The 15,137-nt window shown below is 65.0% G+C and carries 11 protein-coding genes; 8 read left to right on the forward strand and 3 right to left on the reverse strand.

Annotated elements, in window-relative coordinates; translation table 11 throughout:
• Positions 1–6 precede the first annotated feature (6 nt).
• A complete protein-coding gene (locus tag E8F20_RS06170) occupies positions 7–222 on the forward strand; it encodes a ribosome modulation factor (protein WP_028631373.1) in 216 nt (71 codons plus the stop codon).
• 93 nt (positions 223–315) lie between these two features.
• On the opposite strand, the gene E8F20_RS06175 is transcribed toward E8F20_RS06170, so the two are convergent.
• Positions 316–1,341 carry a quinone-dependent dihydroorotate dehydrogenase gene (locus tag E8F20_RS06175; protein ID WP_280282941.1) on the reverse strand — a complete coding sequence of 342 codons (1,026 nt, stop codon included), beginning with the start codon at positions 1,339–1,341 and terminating at the stop codon, positions 316–318.
• A gap of 58 nt (positions 1,342–1,399) precedes the next feature.
• Positions 1,400–1,621 (reverse strand): DUF2835 domain-containing protein, encoded by a 222-nt coding sequence (locus E8F20_RS06180; RefSeq protein WP_280282942.1) that lies wholly within the window; start codon positions 1,619–1,621, stop codon positions 1,400–1,402.
• 147 nt (positions 1,622–1,768) lie between these two features.
• On the opposite strand from E8F20_RS06180, the gene E8F20_RS06185 reads away from it, so the two are divergent.
• Entirely contained in the window at positions 1,769–2,641 is an 873-nt protein-coding gene (locus tag E8F20_RS06185; protein ID WP_280282944.1) for a DUF6685 family protein, read from the forward strand.
• 157 nt (positions 2,642–2,798) lie between these two features.
• Here the strand turns inward: E8F20_RS06185 and E8F20_RS06190 are convergent, their stop codons facing one another.
• On the reverse strand, positions 2,799–7,661 hold the full coding sequence (locus E8F20_RS06190; protein ID WP_280282945.1) for an NAD-glutamate dehydrogenase: 4,863 nt from the start codon (positions 7,659–7,661) through the stop codon (positions 2,799–2,801).
• A gap of 400 nt (positions 7,662–8,061) precedes the next feature.
• On the opposite strand from E8F20_RS06190, the gene E8F20_RS06195 reads away from it, so the two are divergent.
• The 6 genes from E8F20_RS06195 to E8F20_RS06220 all read left to right on the forward strand — a co-directional run bounded on the left by E8F20_RS06195 (position 8,062) and on the right by E8F20_RS06220 (position 14,889).
• The gene (locus tag E8F20_RS06195; RefSeq protein ID WP_348529610.1) at positions 8,062–9,021 is read left to right on the forward strand and encodes a MoxR family ATPase; all 960 of its coding nucleotides are present in this window, start codon (positions 8,062–8,064) and stop codon (positions 9,019–9,021) included.
• A gap of 122 nt (positions 9,022–9,143) precedes the next feature.
• A complete protein-coding gene (locus tag E8F20_RS06200) occupies positions 9,144–10,022 on the forward strand; it encodes a DUF58 domain-containing protein (protein ID WP_051246950.1) in 879 nt (292 codons plus the stop codon).
• Positions 10,019–10,510, forward strand: a complete 492-nt coding sequence (locus E8F20_RS06205) for a DUF4381 domain-containing protein (protein WP_028631365.1) — start codon at positions 10,019–10,021, stop codon at positions 10,508–10,510. The genes E8F20_RS06200 and E8F20_RS06205 overlap by 4 nt, the downstream gene beginning before the upstream one ends.
• Positions 10,503–11,522, forward strand: coding sequence for a VWA domain-containing protein (locus E8F20_RS06210; protein ID WP_280282947.1), 1,020 nt, complete (start codon positions 10,503–10,505; stop codon positions 11,520–11,522). The genes E8F20_RS06205 and E8F20_RS06210 overlap by 8 nt, the downstream gene beginning before the upstream one ends.
• Positions 11,519–13,240: a VWA domain-containing protein gene (locus E8F20_RS06215; protein WP_280282949.1), complete on the forward strand. Its 1,722-nt coding sequence runs from the start codon at positions 11,519–11,521 to the stop codon at positions 13,238–13,240. The genes E8F20_RS06210 and E8F20_RS06215 overlap by 4 nt, the downstream gene beginning before the upstream one ends.
• Positions 13,240–14,889, forward strand: a complete 1,650-nt coding sequence (locus E8F20_RS06220; protein ID WP_280282951.1) for a BatD family protein — start codon at positions 13,240–13,242, stop codon at positions 14,887–14,889. The genes E8F20_RS06215 and E8F20_RS06220 overlap by 1 nt, the downstream gene beginning before the upstream one ends.
• The last annotated feature ends 248 nt before the right edge of the window (positions 14,890–15,137 follow it).

Below are 15,137 nucleotides of genomic sequence, written 5' to 3' on the forward strand. Positions count from 1 at the left end.
CACCCTATGAGAAGACTTAAGCGTGATCCGATGGAACGAGCATTCTTGCGCGGCTATCAGCACGGCATCAATGGCAAATCCCGCGATCTTTGTCCTTTCACCCATCCCACCACACGGCAAGCCTGGATCAACGGTTGGCGCGAGGGCCGTGGCGACAACTGGGATGGTTACACCGGCACCGCCGGTATTCACCGATTGAACGAACTCCACGCCGTCGGCTGACACAGGATCACACCGACTTCACCAAGCACGCCCCATCCGGGCGGCGGGCGCAAGCCCAGGGGCTCCCTTAGCGGGAGCCCTTTTTATTTCTCCTCAGTTCCTCGGCAACCCCGCGATGGCGTCCACCGCTTCGCGAATCAGTGCCGGCCCCTTGTAGATGAAGCCCGAGTAAACCTGCACCAGGCTGGCGCCAGCGGCGATCTTCTCCGCGGCGTGACGGCCTTCGGTGATACCACCCACCGCGATGATCGGTAGGCGACCACCCAGTTCACCCGCCAGCACCTTCACCGTATGGGTGCTCTTTTCGCGCACCGGAGCGCCGGAGAGCCCACCCGCCTCATTGCAGTGAGGCAGCCCGTCAACGCCCTCTCGGCCCAAGGTGGTATTGGTGGCGATGACCGCATCCATGCCGGACTCCAGCAGCGCCTGGGCCACCATGGCCGTTTCTTCGTCGGACATGTCCGGCGCGATCTTGATGGCCAGCGGTACATGCTTGCCATGCTGGGCGGCCAGGCTTTCCTGGCGGCTACGCAGGGCTTCCAGCAGTTGCTTGAGCGAATCACCGAACTGCAGGCTGCGCAGTCCGGGCGTATTCGGCGAGCTGACGTTCACCGTCACGTAGCAGGCATGGGCGTAGACCTTATCCAGGCAGGCCAGGTAGTCATCCACCGCACGCTCGACCGGCGTGTCGAAGTTCTTGCCGATATTGATGCCCAGCACCCCGTCGTACCTGGCAGCACGCACTCGCGCCAGCAAATGGTCGACGCCCAGGTTATTGAAACCCATGCGATTGATGATGGCTTCGGCCTGGGGCAAGCGGAACAGCCGGGGCTTGGGGTTGCCCGGTTGAGGACGCGGCGTCACGGTACCGATCTCGACAAAGCCGAAACCCAACTGGGCGAAACCGTCGATGGCGTCACCGTTCTTGTCCAGGCCAGCTGCCAGGCCCACCGGGTTGGGGAACTCCAGTCCCATCACCTTTACCGGCAGGCTTGCCGGTGCCTTGGTCAGCAGGCGGTTGAGGCCGAGACGGCCACCGGCGCCGATCAGGTCGATGGACAGTTCGTGGGAGGTTTCCGGGGACAGGGAGAAAAGCAGCTCGCGGGCCAGTTTGTACATGGTCGGTCGGGCATCGATAGGCGGTATGGGGCGGCGATTATAGCCGCGCCGCGCCCAATCAGGCGAGGCGACGCAGACTAAGGAGCTTGCCGTCGGCGGAGAAATCCAGCTGGAAGGTACCACGCACGCCGGAATGTCCCAGGTGCGGGCGTAGATGATGAGCCGGCAGGCTGACCTTGCGGCCGTCGCGACTGCGCAACATCACACGGTTCGCTCGTCCTTGATAGACTGCGAGGAATTCGTCCGCAGTCAGGGAAATATCCAGCACCACGCTGGGCATGGAGGCATCCTCGACAATGAAGAGCAGGATTCTGCCACACCGTCCGTTCGCTCTCCTTCCCCGCCAAGCGGAAATGTCCGACGCCCGGTTCGCACGGCCGGCAACCCTCTGCCACACTGCCATCCGTGACCCGGGAGTATTCAGGCCATGAGTCAGATGCAGCCACCCCCACCATTGAGCGCCCGCCTGGCTGCAATCGCCCAGCGTTTCGGCATTGGCAAGACACCGCGTCGGGTGTTCGAACGCGCCAGCAAGCTGCGACTGCCCTTCCAGCAACTGCCCCGGCCCCAGGAATCCATCTGGTGGCAAGCTGGCCCGCCCTTGCAGCGGCTGGTGGAACTGCCACGCGGCGCGCTGTCCGGCCCCGTTCAGGACGACAAGGCCGAAGCCCACGCCGTACTGGTGGGTGTGGTGAAGCGCAGTGAACAGCACCTCTCCAGTTTTGACCTGCGCCAAGTCGACGGCCTGTGCGGCCACGACAACGAACCGGCGCCCTCCCCGAGCTTCGAGGACTACTTGGCTGGCCTGCACAGTCGCAAGGTCCGAATCATCAGCTACAAGGACTTCATCAAGGCCATCAGCCTGCCGCTGCCACGCTTTCTAGCCGGCGCACCCATCAGCCTGTTCCGAGCCAACTGGCACGGCAATCGCGTGTTCTGGAGCGGCGACCAGCACTCCGAAGCCTTCGCTGCATCCATCGCGTACGCACGCCTGCGTGAGCTAGAAGCCACCCTCCCCGCCGCAATCACCGACTACCGCCTCGACCCCGGTGGCCTGGAGCTCCTGGACGACCGCTATCACGTACTGGCCATGCCGGTGCAGGCCTGGAGCGATCCGGCCTTCATGGGCCTGCTGCTGGACGGTGGCATCCCCTACTCGCGCCTGACGTTCCTGCGCAACTCTGGAGCGCCGGAGCTCATTCTGCTGCCAAAGAAGCACGCCGAGGCCACGGCCCTGGGCGAAGGCCTGCGCCTGGCCGGCGCAGCAGATGTGGTGACCTATCTGCAGGCGCTGTGCTGATCGCTGCCTTGGGCGATTTCGATTCCTGGTGGAACTGCCCTTTCGCGAAGCACTCCGGCGCATGGGGTCGCACCGTCTCAGCGACACCCACCATCGCGCAAAAAAAACCCCGCCGAAGCGGGGTTGAGAGCACTAAAAACCTACAGCGTCACGGGCATCAGGGAATGCATACGCCGTGCTGGCCGCTCTGGGCCAGGTCCATCAGCTCACGGTTGGCCACCGCATACATGGCGTAGTCGGTGGCAGTGGCGGCGCGCAGTTCGACCAGCATGACCTTCCAGCGCTCCACCAGGGCACGGTGCTGATCCAGCCACAGCGCCACGCGCTCTTCGATATCCGTCGGACCATCGTTCATCTGCAGCACCGAGATGGTGATCGCCCGCTGCTGCCAGTCCAGATCGTCGCGGAACGCTTCCCGCGCCAGCGCTTGCCAGTTGTTCTCCACGGGCAGACTGGTGATCTGCTGCAGGTACCACGACAGGTCCAGCGCGCCCCCCACGGCGAAATAGGCGGCGGCCACTTCCGCAGCGTCCTTGCCGGTAACGTCCGACGCTTCGATGATCGGCAGCAGGGTGTAGAGGTGGCTGGTGCCCGCCACGACGCGGGCCAGGTCTTCCGGAGCGCCGGCTTGAACATAGGACTGGAAGCGCGCCAACCAAAGTTCGCGAGACGGGCCTTCCAGCAGTTCATCCAGACGACCGGCCAGGGCCTCCACGCGCGGAGCGAAGTGATTCACGTCGCGCGCGGCATTCTGGTCTTCGCGACGGCTGCGCAGGAACCAGCGGGTGGCACGGCGACCCAGGCGCATCAGTTCGTCCATCAGGGTCAGCTGCAGCTCGGCCGGAACCTTGTAGTCCAGTGCTTCGATCTGCTGCCACCAGTGCGGCAGGCGGAACACATCGCGCACCACGACATAGGCGCCAGCCACGTTGGCCGCGCTCATGCCGGTGGACTCCTTCAGGCGCTGCACGAAGGTGATGCCCATGTGGTTGACCAGGTCGTTGGCGATCTGGGTGCTGATGATCTCGCGCTTCAGACGGTGGCGACGCATGGACTCGCCAAAGGTTTCCGCCAGGCGCGCCGGGAAGGCAGTCTCCATCTCTTGGGCCAGGTAGTCATCGTCCGGCACCAGGGATTTGAGCAGGGACTCCTTGAGGTCGATCTTGCTGTAAGAGATCAGCACCGACAGTTCCGGACGGGTCAGGCCCTGGCCATTGGCGATACGTTCGTTCAACTCTTCGTCGGAGGGCAGGAACTCCAGGCCGCGGTCCAGCTTGCCGGCCGCTTCCAGGGCGGCGACGAGGCGCTTGTACTCGCCGATCTTCTCGCGGGCACGGCGCTGAGCCAGGGACAGCGCCTGAGTCTGCTTGTAATTGTTGCCCAGTACCAGGTTGCCCACGTCGTCGGTCATCTCGGCCAGCAGCTTGTTGCGCTGCTTGCCGGTCATGTCACCGGCCGCAACGATCTCGTTGAGCAGGATCTTGATGTTGACCTCGTGGTCCGAGCAGTCCACGCCGCCGGCGTTGTCGATGAAGTCGGTGTTGCTGGCGCCGCCGTTGAGGCCGTACTCGACGCGGCCCAGTTGGGTCATGCCGAGGTTGCCACCCTCGCCCACTACCTTGGCCCGCAGTTCACGACCGTCGACGCGCAGGGCGTCGTTGGCCTTGTCGCCCACGTCGGCGTGGCTTTCGCTGCTGGCCTTGACGTAGGTACCGATACCGCCGTTCCAGAGCAGGTCCACCGGCGCTTTCAGCAGGGCATTGAGCAACTCGGTGGGGGTCAGCTTGTCGGCCTCGATCTCGAAGCGCTGCTGCATCTGCGGGCTGATGGCGATGCTTTTGGCGGCGCGCAGGAAGATGCCGCCGCCTTCGGAGATCAGCTTGGTGTCGTAATCGGCCCAGGAGGAGCGCGGCAGATCGAACATGCGCTTGCGTTCGGTGAAGCTGGACGCCGCATCCGGATTCGGGTCGATGAAGATATGCATGTGGTTGAAGGCGGCCACCACTTGCAACTTATCCGACAGCAGCATGCCGTTACCGAACACGTCGCCAGCCATGTCGCCGATGCCGATCACAGTGATGTGATCCTTCTGCACATCAATGCCACGCTCGCGGAAGTGACGCTGTACCGACACCCAGCCCCCCTTGGCGGTAATGCCCATGCCCTTGTGGTCGTAGCCGGCCGAACCACCGGAGGCGAAGGCGTCTCCCAGCCAGAAGCCGTAGTCCTGGGCGATGCCGTTGGCAATGTCGGAAAAGGTTGCGGTGCCCTTGTCGGCCGCCACCACCAGGTAGGGATCGTCGGCGTCGTGGCGTACCACGTTGGCCGGCGGCACCACCTTGCCTTCCTTGAGGTTGTCGGTGACGTCCAGCAGGCCCGAGATAAAGATGCGGTAGCAGGCGATGGCTTCAGCCTGGATGTCGTCACGGGTGCCGCCCACGGGCAGGCGACGGGGGATGAAGCCACCCTTGGCGCCCATGGGCACGATCACCGCGTTCTTCACCTGCTGCGCCTTCACCAGGCCCAGCACTTCGGTACGGAAGTCTTCCTCGCGGTCGGACCAGCGCAGCCCGCCACGGGCCACGTCGCCGAAGCGCAGGTGCACGCCCTCGACGCGTGGGCAGTAGACGAAGATTTCGAACTTGGGCACCGGGCGCGGGATATCGGGGATCAGTCGCGGGCTCAGCTTGAAGCTGAAGTAGGACTTGTTCTGGCCGCTCGAATCGGGCTGGTAGAAGTTGGTGCGCAAGGTCGCCTTGATCAGGTCCAGGTAGCGACGCAGGATGCGGTCTTCGTTGAGCACGGCGACGTTGTCCAGCTCGCCGAGGATGGCGTGTTCCAGTTTCTGCTGTTTGTCTTCCAGGTCATCGGCTGCCAGCTTGCGCGCCAGATAGAAGCGGGTCTTGAACAGGCGCACCAGCTCCTTGGCGATGTTGACGTGGTTCAGCAGGGTGCTGGCGATATACGAGAGGTCAAAGCCCAGGCGGATCTGCTTCAGGTAACGGGCATAGGCACGCAGCAGGGCGACGTCGCGCCAAGGCATCGCGGCGGTCAGCACCAGGCGGTTGAACGCGTCGTTCTCGGCATGTCCGCCGACGATATGCACGAAGGCGTCCTGCAGGGTGTCGTTGAGCTGTTGCAGGTCGACCTCGTCGCCCAGGGCGCTGGTGAAGGCGAAGTCGTGGATCCAGTACTGGCGGCCGTCCTGACGCACCAGGCGGTAGGGGAACTCGCCGAGCACGCGCAGGCCGAGGTTCTCCAGTATCGGCAGCACGTCGGACAGCGCCAGCGGGTTATCGGCGTGGTACAGCTTGCAATGCAGCTGCTGCTCGCCCTGGGCTAGCGGCTGGTAGAAGCTCATCACCAGCGGGCGCTCGTCGGAGAGGCTGTACAGGTGCTGCATGTCCACCACCGCCGAGTGCGGGGCGAAGCGCTCGCGGTAGCCGGCCGGGAAGCCTTTCGGGAAGTCGGAGAGCACGCGGGTGCCCTGCCCTTCGCCGAAACTTTCGTTGATCAGGCTGGCGTAGTCGTCCTTCCAGGAACGGCAGGCCTGGATGACTTCCTTCTCCAGCAGCGCGGTATCGACGTTGAGCTTGTTCTTCGGGTCCAGGCGCAGGATGAACTGCACGCGCGCCAGCACCGACTCGGAGAAGAAGGTCCAGAACTCGCAGTCGCTGGCCTGCAGGCGGTCCATCAGGATCTGCTGGATCTTCAGGCGGGTTTCGGTGGAGTAGACGTCACGCGGCACATAGGCCAGGGCGTAGGCGAAGCGGCCGTAGGGGTCGCGGCGCAGGAACAGGCGGATCTTGTTGCGTTCCTGCATTTGCACGATGGACATGGCGGTCGTGAAGAGGTCGTCCACCGGGGTCTGGAACAGGTCGTCGCGCGGCAGCACTTCCAGCACCTGGGCCAGTTCCTTGCCCAGGTGGGCCTTGGCGTCGAAGCCGGAACGGCGCTGGATTTCCGCGACCTTGCGACGGATGTAGGGGATCTGCCACACGCTTTCGGCGTAGACCGAGGAAGTGTAGAGGCCCATGAAGCGGCACTCCCGGATCACCTTGCCCTTGGCGTCCAGCTCGCGAATGGAGACGAAGTCCGGGTAGGCCGGGCGGTGCACACGGCTCGGCTCGGCGGCCTTGGCGAAGGACAGCAGGTTGGCCTCGCGCAGGTAGGCCACCACTTCGGCCTCGACGTGCAGGTCGTCCTTCTTAAGGCCGGCGCGGCGCAGGCGGGAAACTCCCAGCAAGGACTTCTCGTCGTACACCAGGTGGCCGCCGTTCTTGTCGTCGGCGACGGTGAATTCCTCATAGCCGAGGAAGGTGAAGTGGTCGTCCAGCAGCCACTCCATGAAGACCTTCACTTCCTTGAGTTCGTCGCCGTCCACCTTGAGCTTGGCCTTGTCCAGCCAGGCCAGCAGTTCCTGGGCCTTGGCCTTCATCGGCTTGAAGTCGGCCACGGCCACGCGGACCTCGCCCAGCACTTCCAGCAGGGCCTTCTCCAGAGTCTTCATGGCGCCGTTGTTGGCGCAACGGTCGATCTCCAGGAACATCAGCGATTCCTGGTGCACGTCCTTGCCCTGGGTGCCCTTGGGCAGGATTTCCAGGAGCTCGCCCTTGGCGTTGCGGCGCACGCTGATCACGTTGTTCTGCAGGGTATGGATGCTGTAGCCGCGACGGTTCAGCTCCATGCGCACCGAGTCCACCAGGAAGGGAATGTCCGGGTGCAGCACTTCGACGGCGGTATGAGTCGACTGCCAGCCGTGCTTCTCGTAGTCGGGGTTGAACACGCGGACTTCGGGGTTGGCCGGATCGAAGCGCTCAACCAGGCGCCACGACGACAGGGTGCAGCCGACGAGGTCGGACAGGCGGCGCTGGGTCAGTTCCTCGAGCGCGATGATGCCGAAGAATTGTTCGGCGAACAGGGAAACTTGTGGCAATGCCTGTTCGCTGACGTGCTGCGCCAGGGCCGCTTGCAGTTGGTGCTGGAAGTCGGCTTTGCTGGCCGCCGTGAAGAACGCCATGGTTGTGCTCCGCTAGGCTCGTTTTGTTGGGGTTAAGCGTAGAACGCTTAATAAGCGGAGGAAGGGCCACAGGTCGATCCGGGCAGTGCGGCCCTGCTCCGGGCAAGCGCCGGGTGACAACTGCGACCCGGCGGTCACCATTGCCGCGAAAGCTTAACGAGGGAGCAATGCCACGCGCTTACGGCGCTGCGACATATTCGTTCATGCAGTGTCTCCCAACGCACTTTCCCGGGCACTCGCACGACGCCGCTGTGTAAGGACCCTGTAAACCCCACCCCGGTCACGGAACCAACGCTCGAGTTCAGGCTCTTCTAGGCCGTCTCCCCTGGTCTGGATTAAAGTTATGCATCATCCCCGGAGGGCTTACAGCTCTCTTCTCTCCAGCTCAACGAGTCCATCAATGGAACACCGTGATGCGCTAGTCGCCCTTCGGAACTACCTTTCCACCCAGATCCTCGGCCAGGAAAAGCTCATCGACCGCCTGTTGATTGCCCTGCTCGCAGACGGCCACTTGCTGGTCGAAGGCGCGCCCGGCTTGGCCAAGACCAAGGCCATCAAGGACCTGGCGGACGGCGTGGAAGCGGAGTTCCATCGCATCCAGTTCACTCCCGACCTGCTGCCAGCAGATATCACCGGCACCGAGATCTACCGCCCGGAGAACGGCAGTTTCGTCTTCCAGCAGGGCCCCATCTTCCACAACCTCGTCCTGGCGGACGAAATCAACCGCGCACCGGCCAAGGTGCAATCGGCACTGCTGGAAGCCATGGCCGAGCGCCAGGTATCCATCGGCCGCTCCACCTACGCCCTGCCGCCGTTGTTCCTGGTGATGGCAACCCAGAACCCCATTGAGCAGGAGGGCACCTATCCCCTGCCCGAGGCCCAGCTCGACCGTTTCCTGATGCACGTTCGCATCGGTTTCCCGGATGCGTCGGTGGAACGCAAGATTCTCCAGCAGGCCCGTGGCGAGGCCCTGCACGGCGAAACCCGTGCCGAACATCAGGTCAGCCAGCAGGCGATCTTCGCCGCGCGAAAGGAAATCCTCGGCCTCTACATGGCCGACGCGGTAGAGGAGTATCTGGTGCACCTGGTCATGGCCACCCGCACCCCGGCCAAGTTCGACAGCGAGATGGCCGAATGGCTCGCCTGGGGCGCCAGTCCACGTGGTTCCATCGCCCTCGACCGCTGCGCCCGTGCCCACGCCTGGATGGCCGGCCGTGACTTCGTCAGCCCGGAAGATATCCAGGCGGTGCTCTTCGATGTGCTGCGCCATCGCCTGATCCTTTCCTTCGAGGCGGAAGCCGCCGGCATCGACCAGGACCGGGTGATCCAGCGCATTCTGGATGTGGTAGCGGTAGCCTGATGCGCCTGAAAGCTGCAGCCTGGAAGTTCCGCATCCGGAAACGCCGACCGGCGACGCCTGGTTTCGCTCCGCCAGCGGCCAGCGCGGAAGGCGTGCATGTCGGGCTCGCCGAACTGATCGACATGCGCCACCGGGTCCGGGAAGTGCAGCTGTTCTCCAGCCCCGCCCGGCGCAGCCCGCTGATTGGACTGCACCATTCCAAGTTGCGTGGACGCGGCGTGGACTTCGATCAGGTGCGTATCTACCAGGCGGGCGACGATGTGCGCACCATCGACTGGCGCGTCACCGCACGCACCCAGGAACCCCACACCAAGCTGTTCCACGAAGAGCGCGAGCGGCCGGTGTTCATCATGGTCGAGCAGAGCCAGCGCCTGTTCTTCGGCACCGGGCAGGTGTTCAAGTCGGTGCTTGCCGCACAAGCCGCGAGCCTCATCGGCTGGGCGGCCCTGGCCCACAACGACAGGGTCGGCGGACTGGTGTTCAGTGACCAGGAACATCACGAAATCAAGCCACGGCGCAGCAAGCAGAGCCTTCTGCAACTACTGAGCCGCCTGGCCCGCGCCAACCAGGCCCTCGGCAGCCCCGGCAGCGCCCAACGCGAGGGCTTCAGCCTGGCCCTGCGCCGCGCCCGAGAAGTACTTCGCCCTGGCAGCCTCGTGGTAATCCTCTGCGACGAGCGAACCCTGTCCGATACCGCCGAGCAACAGATCGCCCTGCTCGCGCGTCACACCGACCTGATCCTCATGCCGGTTTCCGACCCCCTGGACCATGCGCTGCCCGCCGCTGGCTTATTGCGCTTCGCCGAACAGGGCGCGCAACTGGAACTGGATACCCACGCCAGCGACCTGCGCCAGGCCTATCGCGAACAGGGCGAGGCGCGGGTTGCGCGTTGGGAACGCCTGGCCCAGCGACTCGGCGTCCTGTTGCTGCCAATGACGACCCAGGAAGGCATGATTGAGCAATTGCGTGACCACCTGCAGCGCAAGGGCGGCGGCCGATGACTCCGCTGGAGGGGCTGGAGCCCCTGATCGCACCGGCTGCCATTTCCTGGTGGCCGCCCGCGCCTGGCTGGTGGTGCCTGCCGCCCTTGCTCGGGTTGCTGGCCTGGGCGCTTTGGCGCGGGTGGCGTCGACGTGCGCAGCAGGATGCAGTCGAAGGCGAACAACCACTGGACCCGATGCGCCAGACCGCCCTGGAAGAGCTGGCGCGCCTGCCCAAGCCCTACGACGGTGCGCCGGCCGGTCCCTGGCTACAAGAGCTCAACGGCCTGCTCAAACGTCTATGCCGCATGCACTACGCCGGAGACAACAGTCATACCCTGAGCGGCCGAGCCTGGCTCGCCTATCTCGACAACCGCTGCCCGGCCGCGGGCCTGACACGCTGGATGATCCTGGTAGAAGGCGCTTACCGTCCGCAGTGCAAACTGGACGACAAGGCCATCGCCGGCCTCTACCAGTCTGTCGAGACGTGGATCCGCAAGCATGTTTGAGTTCACCTGGCCATGGATCTTTCTCCTCGCCCCGCTGCCTTGGGTCTTGCGCCTGCTGTTGCCACCCGCCGACAGCGGTGACGCGGCGCTGAAGGTGAGCTTCCTTGCCGACCTCGAGGGCCTGGCAGGCCGACGCGCCCGCGCCAACCTGCCGGCCTGGCGCCAGCAGGCGCCCTTCGCCTTGCTCTGGCTCTTGCTGCTCTGCGCCGCCGCGCGCCCGGAATGGGTCGGCGAGCCACAACCCATGCCCACCAGCGGCCGCGACCTGCTGCTGGCAGTGGATGTGTCCGGTTCCATGGACTACGCCGACATGCGCTGGGAAGAGGAAGACGTCAGCCGCCTGACCCTGGTGAAGCATCTGATGGGCGAATTCATCGACGGCCGCCGCGGCGACCGTATCGGCCTCATCCTGTTCGGCAGCCAGGCCTACCTCCAGGCCCCGCTCACCTTTGACCGCAACACCGTGCGCACCTGGCTGGAGGAGGCCCTGATCGGCATTGCCGGCAAGAACACGGCCATCGGCGACGCCATCGGCCTGGCGGTGAAACGCCTTCGCCAGCGTCCGGCCAACAGCCGCGTGCTGGTGCTGATCACCGATGGCGCGAATACCGGTGGCGAGATCGACCCCCTGACCGCTGCTCGCCTCGCCGCCCAGGAACAGGTGAAAATCTACACCATCGGTATCGGCGCTGACCCGCAACAGAGCGACGTGCTTGGCATCCTCGGCCTCAACCCCAGCATGGACCTGGACGAACCTACCCTGACCGCCATCGCCGAGCAGACCGGCGGCCAGTACTTCAGGGCACGCAGCAGCAAGGAGCTGGAGGGCATCGAGGAAAACCTCGACCGCCTGGAGCCGGTGAGCCAGCGCGCCAGTCAGACTCGCCTGGCGTATGCCCTCTACAGTTGGCCCCTGGCCGTCGCCCTGCTGCTGAGCATCGTCCTGGTCTGTCGTGTCCTCTGGCCCCGCGCGCTGCAGCAACGCCCGCAGTGGCTGCGGAGGCGCACATGATCGAGCTCTGGCCCCACTGGCTGCGACCCACCTGGCTGCTGCTGCTTCCCCTGCTGGGCTGGCTGCTCTGGCAGCTCTGGCACCGCGAGCGCCGCAGCGGTCGATGGGAGCAACTGCTGCCGCGCGCCTTCCAGCCCTGGTTGCTCAGCGGCGGCAGCCAGCGCAACAACCGGCTACCGTGGCTGGCCCTTGGCCTGGCCTGGCTGCTCTGCCTGCTGGCCCTGCTCGGCCCGAGTTGGCAGCAGATGGAACAGAGCACGCAGAAGCGCGCCGACCCACTGGTCGTGATGCTGGAACTGACGCCGTCGATGCTCGCCACCGACATCTCTCCGAGTCGCCTGGAGCAGGCCAAACGCAAATTGCGCGACCTGCTGGAGGCCCGACGCGATGCGCAAACGGCAATCGTCGTCTACGCCGGCAGCGCCCACAGCCTGGTGCCGCTGTCCGACGACCTGATGACCAGCCTCAATCTGATTGACTCGCTGAAGCCCTCGATCATGCCGCAACAAGGGCACCGCGCCGACCTGGCAGTCGCCAAGTCCCTGAAGCTCCTGGAACAGGGAGCCCAGGGCCAGGGGCGCCTGCTGCTGCTCACCAGCGGCCTTGACGACCAGGAGCAGACAGGCATCCGCAAGACGCTCGGCTCACATGCCGAGCGCCTCTCCATCCTCGGTATCGGCACGGCGGCAGGCGCGCCTATTGCCCAAGAGGAAGGCGGCTTCCTCAAGGATGACCAGGGCGCCATCCTCCTGCCCAAGCTCGACAGCACCCAGCTTCGCCGCTTCGCCACGAGTCTGGGTGGCCGCTATGCCAGCGTCCGGCTGGATGTAGGCGACCTGCGCAGCCTGGGACTGCTGGACGGTCCATCGAGCCTGCGCGAGAGCGGCGAAATCGCTCGCCTGGCCACCTGGGCTGACCAGGGTCACTGGCTGCTGCTGCCTTTGCTGCTGATCACCGCCTGCGCCGGGCGCCGTGGCTGGCTGTTCTGCCTGCCGCTATTGCTGGTGCTGCCGCGCCCCAGCCTGGCCATGGAGTTCGAGGATCTGTGGCTGCGCCCGGACCAACAAGGCCAACGCCTATTGCAAGCCGGGCAGCCCAGGGATGCGGCGCAGCGTTTCACCGATCCGCGCTGGCAGGGCATGGCGTTCTACCAGGCCGGTGACTACACCGAGGCTGCGGCCCGCTTCGCCCAGGGCGACAGCGCAACGGACCACTACAACCGCGGCAACGCGCTGGCCCAGGCTGGCGAACTGGACGCCGCGATTGACGCCTACGACTCCGCCCTGCAACGCCAGCCCGACCTGGCCGCAGCACTGAAGAACAAGACACGGATCGAAGAACTGCTGCGCCAACGCGAAGCAGAGGCTAGCGCCGGCAAACAGAGCCAGCAAAGCGACGAACAGCAGCAGGGCGGGCAGAACGGCGATCAACGCACGACGCAGCAACAGAACAGCGAACAGAACGCCGACGAGCGCACCGCGCAGCAAGGCAATGGCGAAGCCCAGCCGGGCGACCAGACGCGGTCGACCTCCGGAGGCACGGCCGAAGAGGCCAGCTCCCAGAGGGCCGCAGAGGACCAGACGGCCAGCACAGAACCGCTGGGCGACGAGAGTCGCCAGGCACTTGAACAATGGTTGCGACAGATACCGGACGACCCCGCCGAGCTGCTACGCCGCAAGTTCTGGTATGAACAGCAACAGCGCCAGGAAGAACAGTGATGACGCGCCTGCTATGCACCCTCCTCCTCAGTTTGCTGGCCCTGACCGCACTGGCCGCCGGCTTCACCGCCAATGTCGACCGCACGCGGCTCAGTGAGGGCGAGACCGTAGAGCTGACGCTCGAATCCTCGGATCCGACCCTGTTCGGCAAGCCTGACCTGGCACCGCTGAACGCGGAATTCGAGGTGCTCGGTACCCGGCAGATCAACCAGCTCGGCACCTTCAACGGCAAGAACGACCACGCCACCCGCTGGATCATTACCCTGCAGCCGAAACAAACCGGCTTTGTCACGATCCCGGCACTGAAGCTCGGTGACGTCCATAGCGCCCCCATCACCCTGCACGTGCAAAAAGCCGAGAAAAGCGAGAAACCCACCGGCAGCAACCTGGCCCCGGTCTTCATCGACGCCAGCCTCGACCAGGAAGAAGTCTACGTGCAGGCCCAGGCCATCCTCACCCTGCGCATCTACCACTCGGTTTCCCTCTACGACGACAGCAGCCTCAGCCCGCTACAGATGGACGACGCCCGCGTCGAGCAACTGGGTGACCCGCGCACCTACGAGAAAGAGATCAATGGTGTGCGCCACGGCGTGATCGAGGTGCGCTATGCCGTGTTCCCGCAGAAAAGCGGCGTGCTGAACATTCCCCCGCAGGTGTTCAGCGCCACCTTGGTCGACCCGGGCAGCGAGACCGGCTACCAGCCCTTTGGCCCGCGGCCCGGCAAGCTGACCCGGGTGAACTCACCGCGCATCCCGCTCACCGTAATGCCGAAGCCCTCCGAGTACCCGACCGATGCCCCTTGGCTGCCGGCGCGCAACCTGACCCTGGCCGAATCCTGGAGCCCCGACCCCAAAGGCGTACAGGCTGGCGACTCACTGACCCGCAGCCTGCTGTTGAACGTGGAAGGTCTTTCCAGCGCCCAAATCCCGCCGCTCCCGGCGACCCAGGCCGAAGGCTTGCGCCGCTACCCGGACCAGCCGCAGCGAAGCAACAAGATCGATGACCGCGGACTCATCGGCAGCCGCGAGGAGCGCGAGGCCCTGGTGCCCACCGCCAGTGGTCGCCTTGAGCTGCCAGCGGTTGTCGTGACCTGGTGGAACACCCGGGACAACCGTGTGGAGCGCAGCGAGATTGCTGCGCGCACCCTGGAAGTCGCCATCAATCCCGAGCTGGAGCCTGCTCCCGCGCCGACCGCGGGCGCCCAGAACGACAGCCGAATCGACCGCGCGCGTCTCTGGCCCTGGCAAGCGGCGTGCGCTCTGCTCGCCTGTACCACCTTGCTGGGATTTGGCCTGTGGTGGCGGGCACGTCGCCAACCTGCGATCCTGCCTACGGTTCAGGCCGGCCCGAGTCCACGTACCCTGCTGGATGAGCTGCGCCGCGCCTGCCAATCCAACGACCCCCACGCTACCCGTCAGGCCTTGGACAACTGGGCTCGACAGCACCCTGAGACGCTCGCCGACATGGCTGCCCGCTTCGTGCCGCTGTCCGACGCCATGGACGGCCTCAATGGTGCCCTCTACAGCGAAGCCGGCCAGCACTGGCAAGGCGAAGACCTGTGGAAGGCCATCCGCGCCCTCCCCGCCCCCCAGGTGGAACAGCAAGCCACGGGCGAACCGAGCCAGTTGCCTCCGTTGTATCCACGCTGAGTTTCAATTAGGGCGCGTTCTCTTTCTATAGGAGCGAGCTTGCTCGCGAAGGATCGTGCCCAGGCCGTTCGCGAGCACGCTCGCTCCTGCCTACGAGTGCTCCAGCCCGCAGGCCTGCCGTAGGTTGGTCCGAGCTCTGCGAGGCCCAACGCAGGGGCTCGACCAAGATCGCTGGGCTTAGCTGCGTTCTGCCGCAATCTACAGGTAACCACAACAATCCACGCGCATAAAAAAACCGCGGCCTGGGC

The organism is Pseudomonas sp. BN415 (genome assembly GCF_029871195.1).
GTDB classification, from domain to species: domain Bacteria; phylum Pseudomonadota; class Gammaproteobacteria; order Pseudomonadales; family Pseudomonadaceae; genus Metapseudomonas; species Metapseudomonas resinovorans.